Source organism: Oceanobacillus sp. FSL K6-0127 (genome assembly GCF_037983385.1).
Taxonomy (GTDB): domain Bacteria; phylum Bacillota; class Bacilli; order Bacillales; family Amphibacillaceae; genus Oceanobacillus; species Oceanobacillus profundus.
Window position 1 is genome coordinate 1,814,488 of record NZ_CP150287.1, and the last position, 16,037, is coordinate 1,830,524.

Genomic DNA, 16,037 nt, shown 5'->3' on the forward strand with positions numbered 1-16,037 from the left:
CATTCTTGTGGTAAAAGGTAAACTCGAAATTAGGAAATTAACGACGCTGGATGAATTAAGAGAAGTTCAGAAGTTAGAAGAAACAGTTTGGCATATGTCGGCGATCCCGTTGCATCAAACATATACAGCATTAACGAATGGCGGCATTATTTTAGGCGCCTATGATTCCGAAAAGCTAATTGGTTTTCTATATAGCTTTGCAGGATTTGATGGGAAAAATGCTTACCTATGCTCTCATATGATGGGAATACTTCCAGCGTATAGGAAAGATGGAATCGGAAGAAAGCTAAAACTGAAGCAAGCAGTATTGGCAAGGGAAATGGGCTATGAAGTAATAACATGGACATTCGATCCATTGGAAAGTGTAAACGCCTATTTAAACTTGCATAAGCTTGGTGCCAAAGGAGTTTATTTTAAAGAAAATCACTACGGTGAACTAGGCGATGAGTTTAGCCAAGGCCTGCCATCTGATCGTTTTCAAATTATATGGGATATCAGTCAAACCTGCGAAGAGAAGGAAACCATATCAGTTGATGCAGTAAATATATTATTACAAATGGACTCTGAGCGTAAGCCTGTTCTAACAGACAATTATCATGCTAATGATAGTATGGAATGGGATATGTGGCTGGTTGCAATTCCAGCAAATTTTCAAAGTCTGAAAGAGGAAAACTTTAATCTTGCAAAAGAGTGGAGATTGACAACGCAAGAGCTCTTTCGAAGACTCTTCCAACATGGCTATCAAGCTTCCGACTTTATTCATTATGCTGAAGACTATAATTATTATGTTTTTCGCAAACAGTAAGTATTAAAGCAGGTAGAAGAGGTAAAGCTTTTCTGCCTGTACGATGAAAAGTTATGAATTTAAACAGGAGGATATACAATGACAATACCTATAAAACAGTTAAAAATACATAAATTGAATATGCGTTTAAAAGATCCTTTTACAACAAGCTTTGGTACCTTTCAGGATAAGGAATTTTTTATTACAGAGCTCATTGATGAAGACGGAAATCGCGGGTATGGGGAGTCTGTTGCATTTTCAAGTCCTTGGTACAGTGAAGAAACGGTAAAAACCAACTTGCATGTCATGGAAGACTTTCTTATTCCGATTTTAAAAGATAATCAAATTAGCCATCCGGAACAAGTATCTGATTTATTCCATCCAATTAAGCGTAATAATATGGCAAAGTCTGCATTAGAGGGAGCGGTTTGGGATCTGTATGCAAAACGAGAAAAACTCACCTTAGCTGCAGCTCTAGGTGGAGAAAGAAAACAAATTGATGTTGGAATCAGTATTGGAATCCAACCTACAGTAGATGATTTAATTCAAACGATTCAACACTTTGTTGATGCCGGCTACAAACGAATAAAAATAAAAATTAAGCCGGGTTGGGATGTAGAGGTACTTCGTGAGGTTCGCAAGCATTTTCCGGATACACCAATTATGGCAGATGCAAATTCAGCGTATACGATTGATGATATTGAACATTTACAAAAGTTAGATGATCTCAATTTAATGATGATTGAACAGCCATTGGAGCATGATGATATTGTAGACCATGCGAAGCTTCAAGCGGTTATGAAAACACCAATATGTTTAGATGAGAGTATCCATTCACTTGAAGATACGAGAAAAGCCTACGAGCTTGGCAGCTGTAAAATTATTAACATAAAAATTGGACGAGTCGGTGGATTAACCGAAGCGAAACGAATTCATGATTTTTGTATGGATAAAGGTATCGACGTTTGGTGCGGTGGAATGCTTGAAGCTGGTGTAGGCAGGGCGCATAATGTTGCATTAACAACATTAGCACAATTCGTGTTACCAGGAGATACAGCTGGTTCATCAAGATATTGGGAAAGAGACATTATTAAGCCGGAAGTAGTTGTAGAGAATGGACTGATAAATGTTCCAGATCAGCCTGGAATTGGCTATGATATCGACGAGAAAGCGATGGATGAATTTACGGAATGGGCAAGAGTCTATCATTTTTAATAAAATACGGTGTTATATAGAGGAGCGCATTGTAAGCTCTCCTCTTTTACAAGATAAAAATTCATAATATTATGATATATCGAAGGGGATTTACATATGAAAAAGAGTCTTCAGGTTGCTGGAGCTTATGTTGGATTAATTGTGGGAGCAGGGTTTGCTTCTGGTCAGGAAGTCATGCAGTTTTTTACAAGCTTTGGAATCTATAGTGTAATTGGAACCATCATCGCAGGGTTACTCTTTGCATTTCTAGGAATGCATGTGCTTCAGTTAGGAACTTATTATCAAACAGCATCACATCGTGAAGTAATTTATAAAATATGTGGAAGATATTTTGGCTTTGCAATCGATCTATTAATTACATTCTTTCTGTTTGGTGTTGCAGTTGTCATGATTGCAGGTAGCGGATCGATATTTGAACAACAATTCGGTATTCCTCCACTTGTTGGGAACTTAATCATGACTGTAGCTGTCATTGTTACACTTTGTTTGAATGTAAATAAAGTTATTGCGGTAATTAGTAGTATAACGCCTTATTTATTGGTATTAATATTTATTATTACAGGATATTCTTTATTTACGAGTGATGCAAGCTTTAGTCAGTTAAATGCATTGGCAGAAGCGCAGCCTGCTTCAGCCCCTAACTTTATTATAGGAGCATTGCTCTATGTTTCGTATAATCTTGCAGCAGGATTTGCTATGCTGGCCGTCATTGGCGGCACGATGAAGGATAGAAAAACTGCTGGCTGGGGTGGAATTCTTGGTGGAATCGGACTTGGGTTATTACTATTTCTAATTAATTTGAGTTTATTTATGAATATCGGGTCTATTCAAGAAGCAGATATGCCTACATTAGTACTGGCGACAGAGGTATCGCCAATTGTTGGTATCTTAATGGCAATTGCTTTATTAGGGATGATTTTCAACACAGCAGTAGGTATGCTTTATGCTTTTACTGCACGACTTGTGCCGCAGAATACGAGAACGTTTAAAGGAGCCGTTGTTATCATAGGTTTACTAGCTTTTGGTGTAAGCTTTATTGGCTTTACGACACTTGTAGGGACCGTTTATCCAATTACCGGATATTTAGGCTTTGTTTTAATTATTGCGGTTATTATATCTTGGGTTAGATTAAGAAAAGCACAATCATAAATGAGAAAAACGAACAGCAATTGCATGCTGTTCGTTTTTTTAGAAAACTTGGTATTCACCAAGTTTGGGCGATGCCAAGTCTACATGATTATTTCCAAATCTCTTTCGATAACTCAACAATATATTTCAATTTTGTCCATTGCTCATCCTCTGTTAGCTTATTCCCGTGATGCGTGGAAGCAAATCCACACTGTGGGCTTAAAGCAATTTGCTCTAATGGCACAAATCGTGATGCAGCTTCAATTCGCTTTTTGATCACTTCTTTATCTTCTAGCTCACCAAATTTTGATGTAATCGCGCCAATAACAACTTGTGCTCCACCTTTTGGAACATGTTTCAACGGTTCGAAGGTTCCAGAACGCTCATCGTCATATTCAAGGAAAAAGCCGTCCACTTTCTCTTTCGCAAAAAGAATCGGAGCAACTTCAGCATAACTGCCTTGGAATGCCCAGCTAGAACGATAGTTTCCGCGACATAGATGTGTTGTTACAATTAAATCCTCTGGTTTGTCTTCGAGTACACCATTTACAATACGAACTGCTAAATCGATTAATTGCTCTCTTGAATAGCCGCCAGTATCGATTAATTTAAAGTCAGAAGATGAAAGTCCAGCAATGTACACATCGTCTAGTTGTAAGTAACGCACACCAGCATCATAGAATGCTTTTACAGCATCTCGGTATGCTTGTGTAATATCGTTGGCATATTCCTCAATATCTGGATAAATTTCTGGGTTTCGTATCCCAACTTCAAATAGCTGGTTTGGACTTGGAATCGTTTGTTTCGGAACCGCACGGTCACCAACAATTTCCTTAAATTCAATAAAGTCCTTAATAAACGGATGATCGGCATTAAAGGAAATTTTCCCGGTGTTACGCACATGATATCGGTCTGTTTCTACGCCATCGAATTGATAGCCTTTTTCGGTGTTGTAGCCTTCAATCCCATTTAAATGCTCAAGAAAATCAAGATGCCACCAGCTGCGACGGAATTCACCGTCGGTTACTGCTTCTAATCCGACTTCAATCTGTTTATCAACAATACGTTTGATTTCCTTTGTTTCGACTTCACGTAATTCTGCTGCAGTGATTTTGCCTGTTTTAAAATCTTCTCTTGCCTGATGTAGGTTCTCTGGACGTAATAAACTTCCTACGTGATCTGCTTTGAATGGCGCTTTTACTAGCGTTTGTGTCATGATCTATTCCTTCTTTCTTTTATTTTAATAGTAGGTAGGAAAATTATCCCCAAATCTCTTTTGAAATGTCTACGATAAATTTCAGTTTATTCCATTGTTCTTCCTCTGTTAGCTTGTTACCATGATGGGTTGACGCGAATCCACACTGCGGACTTAAAGCTATTTGCTCCAACGGTACATAGTTAGCAGCTTCCTGAATGCGTGCTTTCAATGCCTCTTTATCTTCAAGCTCACCAAATTTAGATGTTACAGCGCCAATGACTACTTGTGCACCGCCCTCTGGGATATACTTCAAGGGCTCAAAGGTTCCAGAACGGTCATCATCATATTCTAAGAAAAAGCCATCTACTTTTTCTTTTGCGAATAATGTTGGTGCAATTTTTGCGTAGCTTCCTTCAAACGCCCAGGTAGATTGATAGTTTCCGCGACATAGATGTGTTGTTACAACTAAATCCTCTGGTTTATCTTCTAGCACTCCATTAGCAACACGAAGCGCTAAATCGATTAAATATTCTCTTGTTAATTTACTATCATTAAATGGAATCGTATCAGAGCTCAATCCTGCAATATAGACATCATCTAATTGCAGGTAACGACAGCCAGCATCGTAAAATGCTTTTATCGCATCACGGTAAGCGACGATAATATCATGTGCATATTCCTCAATGTCTGGATAGACATCTGCATTCCGAATCCCAGCATTGAATAACTGATTTGGACTTGGAATCGTTTGTTTTGCGACAGCCCTGTCACCAACAATTTCTTTAAACTCAATAAAATCTTTGATGAATGGATGGTCTGGGTTAAATGCTATTTTTCCAACATTGCGCACGTCGTATTTTTCCGTTTCCACGTCCACAAATTTAAATCCATGATCTGGTACATAGCCTTCAATACCAATAAAATGCTCTAAGAAATCTGTATGCCAAAATCTTCTGCGAAACTCCCCATCGGTTACAGCCTGAAGGCCAACTTCAATTTGTTTATCAACCACTCGCTTAATTTCCTCTGTCTCAATCGTACGAAGCTCACTTGCCGGAATAGCTCCTTCTTTAAAATCCTTTCTCGCTTTATGAACCCTTTCCGGTCGTAATAAACTTCCTACGTGATCTGCTTTAAATGGTGCTTTAATTAATGTTTTCGTCATGAAAATCCCTCCATATTTTTATTAAGGTAATATTGCAAAAGATCTTACTGGGAATCCAGTTGCTTTTTCTGGTTTGGCAACGATATTAAAGATATAAGCACCTTTTGTTGGTACTTTATCTAAATTGGTTAGAAGCTCGATTTGGTATGTATCTTGCTCCAGCACATAATACTCGCCAATGAGTGAGCCATTCTTTCGGACATCGATGGAGGAATCTGTATCAAATGTTTCATGACCGACAGCATTTACGTTTCTTTCTTCAAATAAAAATCGCAATGCGTCAATTCCCCATCCAGGCAAGTGACTATTACCAGCTTCGTCCTTATTTTCAAAAGCAGTTTTATCTGGCCAACGTTTACTCCAGTCGGTTCGTAACGCTACAAATGTACTTGCTTCAATCTCACCATTTATTGCTTCAAATGCTAGAATATCTTCTTTCGATAAGGTGAAGTCATTATTTTCTAAAGCTTCCTTTGACTTATCGATCACCACAAGCGGTAAAACAAGTTCCTTTAATTCAAGCTCTTCAAGATAACGTTGATCCTGTACAAAATGAATTGGTGCATCAATGTGTGTGCCGTATTGTCCAGGAAAGGTAAATCGTTGTGCGAAAAAGCCATCATCATGTGTGAAAAGTGTTTTGAATTCGGCATCGTCAAATGCTGCGAAATGTGGTGAGTTTGGCCCGAATGCGTGCGTGAGGTCTACCCAATTTTTCTTTTTCAGTAACGCAATTGCCTGTTGTAATTCTGTTCCTGCTTGAACCGTTGCCATTTAATCCCCTCCAGTAGTTTTTTAAAACTTCTTTAAAGAAAAGAAAAAACCTCTTCTTAAAAATAAGAAGAGGTTAGGCACCGTATCGTCTAATATCTCTTCTTATCTTCAAGCAATCATTGCTTCTGGAATTGGCACAGTACTTAAAAAGTCTGTTGCCGAGGTATCATAGGGCCAGTCCCTCCACCTCTCTGGATAAGAAAGTTTTTTGTATGAAATTAATAATTAGAATACTCCATACGATTCTGAATGTCAACCATTAAAATTAAGAATATTACATGTAGCGTGAAAAAAATTGCAAAAGTTAGAGATTCTTGCAATCTAACTGATCAACGCTAAAATTAATAGTATAGAAGGAGCTTTGTACAATGGGGATGATATTTTGTTAGTTAATGTAAGTGAGGGTATAGAAAAGCTAGTCGTTCGTTTTCCAGGAGGAATGCAAGAGGTAAATAGCTATCTTGTCAAAGGAGAGAATGGCTATACCGTTATTGATACAGGGATTTATTCAGAGGAAGCAATTGCGACTTGGGAAGCGCTATTTGATACTGGTGTTGAAGTGAAAAAGGTTGTTTTAACACATACACATCAGGACCATATTGGTCTAGCGAGATGGTTTCAGGAGAAAAAGGGAGTTCCCGTTTACACATCGAAACTCGGGTATAAGGAAATGCTGAAACATCGTGATAAGAAGAGAATTAAAGAAAATCTTGCTGATTTGCTTCATATGCATGGTGGGCCGAATTTGCCTGGCAGAATAGGTAATGATTCCTTTATCTATGAATTTGAACCAGATGGATTCTTTGATGAAACTGATACCATCCTGTTAGGGAATCAGTGTTTTGAGGTTGTTTGGACACCGGGTCATGCTCCGGATCACTATTGCTTTTATCAAAAAGACAGGAAGCTAATGCTAATTGGCGACCATATTTTAAATAAGATTTCTCCTGTAATCGGTTTGTGGACAGGGGAGGAATTCAATCCATTAAACGATTATTTTGCATCCGTTGAGCGGATGCAGCATTATCCGACAGCATTAGCCTTACCAGGGCATGGTGAGAATATCCATCGCTTGAGTGAACGTGTACAAACATTGATTCAAGGACATGAGCGTCGGTTAAATGAGGTTGAAAGCATTGTGAAAGCAGAGACTTTGACAGCAGCCGAAGTGTGTGAAAAAATTTATGGCAGCCTAAAATTTAGTCACTTTGTTAGCCCATTTATGGCGACTTTAACAAGACTAATATACTTAGAGTCTATGGATAAGATACACCGATTTTATGATAATGAGAAAGTTTATTTTCAGCATTAACCAGTCGTAATATTTGAGTGTACGAAATCACTGGTATGTAGAAGAGAGAAAAAGAATAAGGAGGGCGGAAAGTGAATCGTGTTAACAATCCGATACTAAAACAAAATGAAACTGTCGTGCATCGAAACTCAGATCGTTTTTTGACGGCGTTCAATCGAATCGAAAAGGGCTTAAAAGCTTTGCTTATTAAGAAAGAAATGGGGTTTTCAAGAGCTGTTAAAGTCCTGGGTAAATCAAATGCGTTGATAAAACAGTTTCAAGATGACCTGCTTGAATTTGCTGAGTTACGAAATGCTATTGTACATAACAAGACGGATCTCATGTATACTATTGCAGAGCCACATGATTCCGTTGTAGAACGGATAGAAGCAATTGAAATTGAACTTTTAAAGCCTAGAAAAGTAGACCCGCTTTTTATTCGTAAGGTCGTATGCTTTCAAGAAACCGAGCCATTATCGAATGTACTAGAAGTCGTTAATAAGCAAGGGATTACGAAGTTTCCAGTATACAGTGGTAATGTGTTTCAGGGGTTAATTACGCATAAAGGAATTACAAAATGGTTTTCGAAAGGTATCGAAAATCGATTAACCTCTCTATTAGATGCAAGATTAGTAGAGGTCTTGGAATGTGAAAAAAGGGATAACTTTAGATTCATATCAAAGGAGACATCTGTATATGAAGCAAAGGAAATTTTTAAGGAGCAAATTGGAAAAGGCAATCGATTGGAAGCATTATTGATTACAAAGGAAGGAAGCTCCAGTGGAGGACTAGTTGGGATTGTTACCAATTGGGATATTATGGAGATTTGAGTATGCAATACGAAAGGGGACAGCTATGGAGTTTGTAGCAATAGACTTTGAAACTGCTAATGAAAAACGTTTTAGTCCTTGTGCGGTTGGTTTAGTAGTAGCCAATGAGCATGGCATAATAGATGAATTCTACAGCCTTATCAATCCATTAATGGAATTTAAATCATTCAATACGTATATTCATGGGATTACTGAGCATGATGTTGCTGATGCTCCTACATTTGCAGAGGTTTGGCCGACATTGCGGAATTACTTAAACGACCACCTAACAATCGCACATAATGCAAGCTTTGATATGAGTGTGATTCGCAATACACTTGATTATTACAAGCTCTCATATCCTGACATGGACTACCTTTGTACCGTAAATATCGCTAAAAAGCTTTGGCCGGAATTGGAGAACCATAAATTAAACACACTTGCGAACTATCATAACCTTCAGTTTGAACATCACCACGCACTAGAAGACGCTAGAGTCGCTGCGCAAGTGATGATTCAAGCATTACGGGATACCAAAACAAACTCTCTTGACCGTTTTTTAGAAAAGTGCAGCATGACAAATGGAAAAATTTATGACCGTGGCTATTATCCGCCAAAAATGAAACGTGTAAAAGGAAGTACAAGACTATATTTAAAGTAAATTAAAAATGCTAGAATATCTGCAATGATTGTTCTAGCATTTTTTTATGCTTACGAATAAATATACTTGAATGAGTACTGCAACTTGCTATCTTTAATTAACTGAATTAAAATAATAGATAGAATATTCAACAGGCTTGCCATCATGATACCATTGAGGGAGTGGTAGGATGAATACCAATACAAATGTACAAACTGATTTGGATAAATTGCTGCAAAGAGCAAGAAGAAACACATTAGGAGATTTATTAGCTCGTACGAGAGAAAGAACCCCGACTAAATTTGCATTCGCTTATCAAAACAAACGGTTAACCTATGAAGAGCTTGATAACATTGTTAATCAGACAGCACATGCATTTTTAGCAGATGGCATGAAAAAGGGAGATATGATTACGGTCATGTCTAAAAACAGCCTTGATTTTGTTGTAGTAAATTATGCGCTTGCACGAATTGGAGCGGTTATGATTCCAATCAACTATATGCTTAATCGAGAAGATGTGCAGTATATTGTAGAGCATGCTGATGTTAATGGTTTTATTGCTTCAGAGGAATACGCAGGCTTACTCGATCACTCTGTTGGCAAACAGAATATTAAATACCGTTATCTGATGGATATAACCCTTCCTTATAATGATGAAAATAAAGGATGGAAGCCATTATCCCAAGCACAAGAAGGGATGTCCACTCAATTAATGGATGCAGATATTCTTGATGATGATCTCGTGCAAGTTTTATATACAAGTGGAACGGAATCAAGGCCTAAAGGAGTCATGCTTACACATAAAAGCCTTATTAGTGAATACCTCAGCAGTATTGTAGATGGTAAAATGGGGACGGAAGATATCGCAATCCATGCATTGCCGTTATATCATAGTGCACAACTGCATGTTTTTTTGGGGCCGAGCGTTTACCTAGGATCTAGTGGGATTATTCTAGGATCAGCAAGCCCGGAATTAATTTTAAGGACAATTGAGGAAGAAAAAGCAACACAGCTATTTTGTCCCCCAACTGTATGGATTGGATTATTACGCCATCCAGATTTTGATAAGCGTGATTTAAGCTCCCTTGAAAAGTGCTATTACGGTGCAGCCATAATGCCAATGGAAATTTTAAAGGAGCTCTCGGTACGTTTACCAAGCGCAAAGTTTTGGAACTTTTATGGTCAGACAGAAGTTGCGCCCCTTGCCACCGCACTTCAACCAGAAGATCAGTTACGGAAGTTGGGTTCAGCAGGCAAAGCGACATTAAATGTCCAGACGAAAATTGTAGATGAAGCAGATAAGGAGGTACCGCGCGGCGAGGTGGGAGAAATTGTCCACCGTACACCGCATGCCATGAAAGGTTATCTACACGAACCAGAAAAAACGGCAGAGGCATTTCGAAACGGCTGGTTTCATAGTGGTGATCTAGGTGTAATGGATGAGGAAGGCTATATTACAATTGTAGATCGCAAAAAAGACATGATAAATACTGGTGGAGTGAATGTTTCTTCCAGAGAAATTGAGGAAATCATTTATCAGTTAGAAGGGGTTTCAGAGGTCGCTGTAATTAGTATACCGGACGCTTATTGGATTGAAGCGGTGACAGCGATTGTTGTTCCAAAAGAAGGAGCAGAAGTAACAAAAGAAAGGGTAATTCAATTTTGTACAGACAAATTGGCGAAATACAAAGTTCCGAAGTATGTTGAGATTACGGACGAACTACCGAAAAATCCTAGTGGGAAAGTGCTGAAGCGTTCCTTGAGAGATAAATATGAAGGATTGGCAGCACAATAAAGGATTAGCCAAATTGTTCGTATACAATGAAACGAATTTGAAACACTAAATCTTGGAGGTGTTTCAAATGGCAAATAAAAATGAAAATTGGAGTAAGAAACGCGTTAATTCAAGTTTGAATCCACAAGGATATTCAGAAGACATAGCTGATCAGGAGCCGAAATCACAACTGGAGCAGCGTGCAAAGAAGAAAAATACAAAGATATAAGTTAATTTACACCTTGCATAAAATGGTAAGTTCTTACCATTGAATTTTTCCGTGAGAAGATGTAATATATAAATACAAGCTACAATGTTCGTATTTAATTAAGTTTTAACCTCTAATGAATGTATAGGGAGTTTTACATCGAAATTGGAATGTCGCGCCGCCAAAGAAGCGGAAGACAGGAAGGTTTCTGCGAACACCCACTTTGCGAAGTGGTGGTTTAAAACTTTTTATTACAAAATACGGCAATTGTGGCCTGTATACATAGAATATTATAGACCGACTTCCGCAATGGTAGTCGGTCTTTTGGTTGTGTGATAAGGTTAGCTTTAACAAATTGATTAAAAATCGGTATTATTCTAAGCTGATAAAAAAGGATAAGATAGAATTACTAATAAATCGAGGTGAAAACCGATGACTTTTCATTATGAAACGATTGATCATGTTCAATTAGCTGCACCTCCTGGCAGCGAAGAAGAAGCACGTATCTTTTATGTAAAAATATTAGGTTTTAGAGAGGTAGAAAAACCGGAATTGTTGAAAGCGAATGGTGGGGTTTGGTTTCAGGCTGGGACGATAAATATCCATATTGGTATTGAAAAGCCATTTGTTCCTGCGCAGAAGGCGCATCCAGCAATCTTAGTCAAAAATATTGAAAAACTAAAAGAATATTTAAATGAAAATCAAGTGGATTTCATAGTTGATTATAAACTGCCGAGTGCAAATCGTTTTTATCTATCCGATCCGTTTGGAAATCGTATTGAATTTTTAGAGTGGGAAAAATAGAATTATTTTACATGGGGGCAACATGATTTAAAAATATCTCTAAATTGTGCGAATGGTTTTATTTTTAAATTTGACTTGTAATAAGCGACTCACATGCTATACTTATAACAATCTAGTAGTGGTGCTATTAGTAGCATTTACAAATTGAATATGTTTTTTCATATAATAACAGGAATATGGCCTGTAAGTTTCTACCGGTTTACCGTAAATAAACCGACTATGAAAAGTAACGTAACAAATTGGGAACTCTTATTTGTGTGAGTCCATTTTGTTCTATTTCGAATTCGAAAGCTCGAGGTTTGCTTTTATCATAGTTATGGTAGAAAGCAGGCTTCCGGGCTTTTTTAAATTGTTAGGAGGACAAAAAATGGATTTATTGGAGCAAAAAATAAGAGATGAAGGAAATGTATTATCCGATACAGTTTTGAAGGTGGATTCATTCTTAAACCATCAAATCGATCCCAAGCTAATGCAGGCAATTGGGGAAGAATATGCAGCTCGATTTCGTGATAGTGGGATTACAAAAATTCTAACACTCGAATCTTCTGGGATTGCACCGGCAACAATGGCAGGTCTAGCACTCGGGGTACCGGTTATCTTCGCTAGAAAGCGCAAGTCATTGACCTTGATAAATGAATTATATTCAGCACAAGTATATTCATTCACGAAAAAAGAAACAAACAAAATTTCAGTGTCTAAAGACTATATTTCAGAGAACGATGTTGTCTTAATTATCGATGATTTCCTTGCAAATGGACAGGCGGTTTCAGGTCTGCTTGAGATTGTGGAGCAGTCAGGTGCAAAGCTTGCAGGAGTTGGAATTGTCATTGAAAAAGGATTTCAAGAAGGCGGGAAGCAAATTCGCGAGCGTGGTATTCGTGTAGAGTCGTTAGCAATTATCTCGTCTCTGGAAAATGGGAAGACAACCTTTGAGAAGGAGGCAGTTCCGAAATGAAAACTGCAGCATTAGGATTTCAACACGTTCTAGCAATGTATGCTGGTGCAATATTAGTTCCGCTTATTGTCGGAGATGCTCTAGGGCTAACGTCAGAACAGCTAACATATCTTGTTGCAATTGATATTTTAATGTGTGGGGTTGCTACGATTTTACAGGTCGTTAATAACCGTTTCTTTGGAATTGGGCTGCCTGTCGTTCTTGGCTGTACATTCACAGCGGTTGGACCAATGATTGCAATCGGTGGACAATATGGCATCTCAGCTATCTATGGAGCAATTATTGTGACAGGTATTGTCGTTGTGTTAATCAGCGGATTCTTTGGTAGTCTGGTACGTTTTTTCCCACCAGTTGTGACGGGTACAGTGGTTACGATAATTGGTATCACATTAATTCCTGTCGCTATTAATAATTTGGGTGGTGGCCAAGGTGCAAGTGACTTTGGATCGATTGCCAATATTTCTTTAGGTTTTGGAACGTTATTATTTATTATTTTATTGTATCGTTTTGCGACTGGTTTTTTAAGATCAATTTCTATTCTTATTGGTCTAATTGTCGGTACAGCTGTTGCTATGTTTATGGGAAAAGTAAATTTTTCAGCAGTAGCGGAAGCTTCCTATTTCCACATGGTAGAACCGTTTTACTTTGGCACACCGACATTTGAATGGTCTGCAATTTTAACGATGATTCTAGTTGCTATTGTATCTCTAGTTGAATCGACTGGTGTTTATTTTGCATTAGGAGATATTACTGAAAGAAAGCTAACGGAAAAAGATCTTTCAAAAGGATATCGCGCAGAAGGAATTGCTATCTTCCTCGGTGGAGTTTTTAACGCATTTCAATATACCGCCTTTTCTCAAAACGTTGGGCTGATTCAAATGACTGGTGTAAAAACGAGAAAAGTCATCTTTGTTGCCGGAGGTATGTTAATTGCTTTAGGGTTTGTGCCTAAAATTGCAGCATTGACAACGATAATTCCAACTGCAGTCTTAGGTGGGGCAATGGTAGCGATGTTCGGAATGGTTATTTCCCAGGGCATAAAAATGCTAAGCAGTGTTATATCGGATTCTCCGGAAAATTCAATGATTATTGCTTGTTCAGTTGGAATGGGGCTTGGTGTTACAGTTGTTCCGGAATTGTTCGCTCAATTACCATCTAGTATTCAAATTTTAACGAGTAACGGAATTGTTGCTGGTAGTGTAACAGCAATCGCACTAAATATTGTATTCCATATGCTGCCAACAAGAAAAACACATACCGTTTTAAAAGAACAAAAAGCTTCGTAAAATACATGTGCTTAATCCATGTTGCATTATTATACAAAACGCATAGATACTAAAGTCTATGCGTTTTGTTATTGAATCATTTTTTATATAAACTGTGGATTAGTGTATTTAAATGGATTGTGCGTCTACCCGCTCCGGAAATATACTTCGCTTTCCGTGGGGAGCTGGTGAGCCTCCTTGTGCTGTCGCACTGCGTAGTCTCACCGATGCTCTTCTTCCCACAGGAGTCTACGTATATTTCCTCCGCTAGTATATGCTCACCAATTATTACTTGTGGAATTAATAAAAACGATATCGATGCGATCCCGGACGGCGATTGTTCCACAGATTAAGCAAATAATCACTAGTTTGGAGTTTCTTTCAACTACGAAGAAATTACTATTTTGAAATAAACCAATGTACAGTAAGAGAGCGCGACTTTAATTGATAAATGAATATTTGGAAAACCGCCCCTGTTCGCACCCCTAAGTTTCAATAATAGACATTGTCCTCATACTCCCATATAATTCATTATAAACGATAGAAAATGATTCGAGATACGAAGTAAGGGGAGTGTGGCGTCTGAAGAATAATAACATCGAAAATATAGACAAGCTGAATAAATTTCCTATTGTTGCTATACTAATAACCGGAGCGTTTTTGGCAATTTTAAATCAAACATTATTGGCGACGGCGATTCCCCATATTATGCATGATTTGAATTTAACAGAGAACACCGCACAGTGGCTGACAACGATATTTATGCTAGTGAATGGAATTATGATTCCAATCACAGCTTTTTTAATTGAAACATTTACAACTCGCAGGCTATTTTTAACCGCAATGATCACATTTGCCGTGGGGACATTGATATGCGCCATTGCTCCAACCTTCATGCTCTTAATGATAGGGCGTATCATACAGGCTGCCGGTGCTGGTATTATGATGCCTTTGATGATGACAATATTTCTGCTAATCTTTCCAATTGAAAAACGTGGTACAGCGATGGGGACAGTAGGACTGGTAATTGGATTTGCACCTGCACTTGGACCAGTAATTTCAGGTTGGTTGGTCGAGCATTATCCATGGCGTGCTTTATTCTATTTGGTGCTGCCCCTTTCGGTTATAAATATCGTAATCGCATATTTTGTTATGAAAAATGTAACGAAACGAACCTTCCCAAAAGTAGATATCCTTTCTATTATTCTATCAACCTTAGGTTTTGGAGGATTACTTTATGGTTTTAGTAGTGCTGGGAGCTATGGTTGGACGAGTATAGCAGTTGTTAGTAGTCTTGTCATTGGAACTATTACACTTACTGGTTTTATTCTGCGACAATTCAAGCTGAAGCAACCTATTCTTGAGTTCCGGATTTTTAAAAATAAAATTTTTACATTGACAACCATTATCGGAATGATTGCTTTTATTGGACTGATTGCATCGGAGACGATTTTGCCAATCTACATGCAAAACATGGCTGGATTTTCAGCCTTGGAATCAGGGCTTATGATATTGCCTGGAGCTTTATTAATGGGATTTATGTCGCCGATTAATGGGAGGATTTTTGATAAAGTTGGTGCGAGGTATCTGCTGATTATTGGTTTAACCTTGTTAACCGTTACATCTTTTTTATATACAAGGTTAACTGAAGAAACGACGTTATCTTATCTCACGGTTGTGTTTGCAATACGAATGCTGGGAATATCGATGATAATGATGCCTGCGACAACGGCTGGGCTCAACCAATTACCGACTCGTCTGATTCCGCATGGCTCAGCAATGACGAATACGATGAGACAGGTAGCAGCGTCAGTAGGGACTGCAATTTTAGTGACAATCATGACTGCTTCTGCCCTTCGTACAGGAGAAAAGGCACTCCCAATGGAAATGATTCACGGTGTGAATGTTTCCTTTTATGTTGCGACTGTATTATCATTAGTCGCTCTAATACTATCCTTTTTCATCAAAGGGACAAGCCCTTCTAAAGATAGTAAAAGAATATCTGCATAGTAACAAATCTGGCATTC

Annotated in this window: 15 protein-coding genes, 1 other RNA gene and 2 riboswitches; of the genes, 13 read left to right on the plus strand and 3 right to left on the minus strand. The window is 38.1% G+C overall.

All coding sequences use genetic code 11. The features are described from left to right. Positions 1-7 precede the first annotated feature (7 nt). The 3 genes from MHH64_RS09195 to MHH64_RS09205 all read left to right on the plus strand — a co-directional run bounded on the left by MHH64_RS09195 (position 8) and on the right by MHH64_RS09205 (position 3,148). The gene (locus MHH64_RS09195) at positions 8-805 is read left to right on the plus strand and encodes a GNAT family N-acetyltransferase (RefSeq protein ID WP_303448623.1); all 798 of its coding nucleotides are present in this window, start codon (positions 8-10) and stop codon (positions 803-805) included. Between the two features lie 78 nt (positions 806-883). Then, complete coding sequence (menC, locus tag MHH64_RS09200) at positions 884-1,999, plus strand: o-succinylbenzoate synthase (protein WP_340003117.1); 1,116 nt, start codon at positions 884-886, stop codon at positions 1,997-1,999. 96 nt (positions 2,000-2,095) lie between these two features. Continuing rightward, the gene (locus tag MHH64_RS09205) at positions 2,096-3,148 is read left to right on the plus strand and encodes a hypothetical protein (protein WP_303448620.1); all 1,053 of its coding nucleotides are present in this window, start codon (positions 2,096-2,098) and stop codon (positions 3,146-3,148) included. An 88-nt stretch (positions 3,149-3,236) separates the two neighbouring features. Here MHH64_RS09205 and MHH64_RS09210 read toward each other — a convergent pair whose 3' ends face one another. From MHH64_RS09210 to MHH64_RS09220, 3 genes are read right to left on the minus strand one after another with little or no spacing between them, the layout of a single operon-like run. Further along, positions 3,237-4,343 (minus strand): 5-methyltetrahydropteroyltriglutamate--homocysteine S-methyltransferase, encoded by a 1,107-nt coding sequence (locus MHH64_RS09210; RefSeq protein ID WP_118888641.1) that lies wholly within the window; start codon positions 4,341-4,343, stop codon positions 3,237-3,239. Between the two features lie 43 nt (positions 4,344-4,386). Continuing rightward, positions 4,387-5,490, minus strand: coding sequence for a 5-methyltetrahydropteroyltriglutamate--homocysteine S-methyltransferase (locus MHH64_RS09215; RefSeq protein ID WP_303448616.1), 1,104 nt, complete (start codon positions 5,488-5,490; stop codon positions 4,387-4,389). Between the two features lie 21 nt (positions 5,491-5,511). After that, positions 5,512-6,264, minus strand: coding sequence for a cyclase family protein (locus MHH64_RS09220; RefSeq protein WP_340003118.1), 753 nt, complete (start codon positions 6,262-6,264; stop codon positions 5,512-5,514). A 99-nt stretch (positions 6,265-6,363) separates the two neighbouring features. Beyond that, positions 6,364-6,466: riboswitch (SAM riboswitch) on the minus strand. Between the two features lie 180 nt (positions 6,467-6,646). Here MHH64_RS09220 and MHH64_RS09225 point away from each other — a divergent pair. From MHH64_RS09225 to MHH64_RS09270, 10 genes are all read left to right on the plus strand, one after another. Further along, complete coding sequence (locus MHH64_RS09225; RefSeq protein ID WP_303448611.1) at positions 6,647-7,576, plus strand: MBL fold metallo-hydrolase; 930 nt, start codon at positions 6,647-6,649, stop codon at positions 7,574-7,576. Between the two features lie 71 nt (positions 7,577-7,647). Beyond that, positions 7,648-8,385 carry a CBS domain-containing protein gene (locus tag MHH64_RS09230; protein WP_251660570.1) on the plus strand — a complete coding sequence of 246 codons (738 nt, stop codon included), beginning with the start codon at positions 7,648-7,650 and terminating at the stop codon, positions 8,383-8,385. A 25-nt stretch (positions 8,386-8,410) separates the two neighbouring features. After that, the gene (locus MHH64_RS09235) at positions 8,411-9,025 is read left to right on the plus strand and encodes a 3'-5' exonuclease (RefSeq protein WP_340003119.1); all 615 of its coding nucleotides are present in this window, start codon (positions 8,411-8,413) and stop codon (positions 9,023-9,025) included. Between the two features lie 169 nt (positions 9,026-9,194). Beyond that, positions 9,195-10,799: an acyl-CoA synthetase gene (locus MHH64_RS09240; RefSeq protein WP_340003120.1), complete on the plus strand. Its 1,605-nt coding sequence runs from the start codon at positions 9,195-9,197 to the stop codon at positions 10,797-10,799. Between the two features lie 67 nt (positions 10,800-10,866). Continuing rightward, entirely contained in the window at positions 10,867-11,007 is a 141-nt protein-coding gene (sspL, locus tag MHH64_RS09245) for a small, acid-soluble spore protein L (protein WP_095309871.1), read from the plus strand. A 73-nt stretch (positions 11,008-11,080) separates the two neighbouring features. Further along, a non-coding RNA gene (gene ssrS, locus MHH64_RS09250) (6S RNA) lies at positions 11,081-11,266 on the plus strand. A gap of 152 nt (positions 11,267-11,418) precedes the next feature. Further along, positions 11,419-11,790: a VOC family protein gene (locus tag MHH64_RS09255; RefSeq protein WP_118888645.1), complete on the plus strand. Its 372-nt coding sequence runs from the start codon at positions 11,419-11,421 to the stop codon at positions 11,788-11,790. A 138-nt stretch (positions 11,791-11,928) separates the two neighbouring features. Beyond that, a riboswitch (purine riboswitch) is annotated at positions 11,929-12,030 on the plus strand. 127 nt (positions 12,031-12,157) lie between these two features. Next, on the plus strand, positions 12,158-12,745 hold the full coding sequence (locus MHH64_RS09260) for a xanthine phosphoribosyltransferase (protein ID WP_251660576.1): 588 nt from the start codon (positions 12,158-12,160) through the stop codon (positions 12,743-12,745). Beyond that, positions 12,742-14,031 carry a nucleobase:cation symporter-2 family protein gene (locus tag MHH64_RS09265; protein WP_251660579.1) on the plus strand — a complete coding sequence of 430 codons (1,290 nt, stop codon included), beginning with the start codon at positions 12,742-12,744 and terminating at the stop codon, positions 14,029-14,031. The genes MHH64_RS09260 and MHH64_RS09265 overlap by 4 nt, the downstream gene beginning before the upstream one ends. Before the next feature lie 561 nt (positions 14,032-14,592). Then, positions 14,593-16,020 (plus strand): DHA2 family efflux MFS transporter permease subunit, encoded by a 1,428-nt coding sequence (locus tag MHH64_RS09270; protein WP_118888832.1) that lies wholly within the window; start codon positions 14,593-14,595, stop codon positions 16,018-16,020. Positions 16,021-16,037 lie beyond the last annotated feature (17 nt).

Bases quoted from the DNA above. Each gene is read 5' to 3' on its own strand.
- menC (WP_340003117.1), top strand. From the start codon at position 884: ATGACAATACCTATAAAACAGTTAAAAATACATAAATTGAATATGCGT.
- MHH64_RS09205 (WP_303448620.1), top strand. From the start codon at position 2,096: ATGAAAAAGAGTCTTCAGGTTGCTGGAGCTTATGTTGGATTAATTGTG.
- MHH64_RS09210 (WP_118888641.1), bottom strand. From the start codon at position 4,343: ATGACACAAACGCTAGTAAAAGCGCCATTCAAAGCAGATCACGTAGGA.
- MHH64_RS09215 (WP_303448616.1), bottom strand. From the start codon at position 5,490: ATGACGAAAACATTAATTAAAGCACCATTTAAAGCAGATCACGTAGGA.
- MHH64_RS09220 (WP_340003118.1), bottom strand. From the start codon at position 6,264: ATGGCAACGGTTCAAGCAGGAACAGAATTACAACAGGCAATTGCGTTA.
- MHH64_RS09235 (WP_340003119.1), top strand. From the start codon at position 8,411: ATGGAGTTTGTAGCAATAGACTTTGAAACTGCTAATGAAAAACGTTTT.
- MHH64_RS09240 (WP_340003120.1), top strand. From the start codon at position 9,195: ATGAATACCAATACAAATGTACAAACTGATTTGGATAAATTGCTGCAA.
- sspL (WP_095309871.1), top strand. From the start codon at position 10,867: ATGGCAAATAAAAATGAAAATTGGAGTAAGAAACGCGTTAATTCAAGT.
- MHH64_RS09255 (WP_118888645.1), top strand. From the start codon at position 11,419: ATGACTTTTCATTATGAAACGATTGATCATGTTCAATTAGCTGCACCT.
- MHH64_RS09260 (WP_251660576.1), top strand. From the start codon at position 12,158: ATGGATTTATTGGAGCAAAAAATAAGAGATGAAGGAAATGTATTATCC.
- MHH64_RS09265 (WP_251660579.1), top strand. From the start codon at position 12,742: ATGAAAACTGCAGCATTAGGATTTCAACACGTTCTAGCAATGTATGCT.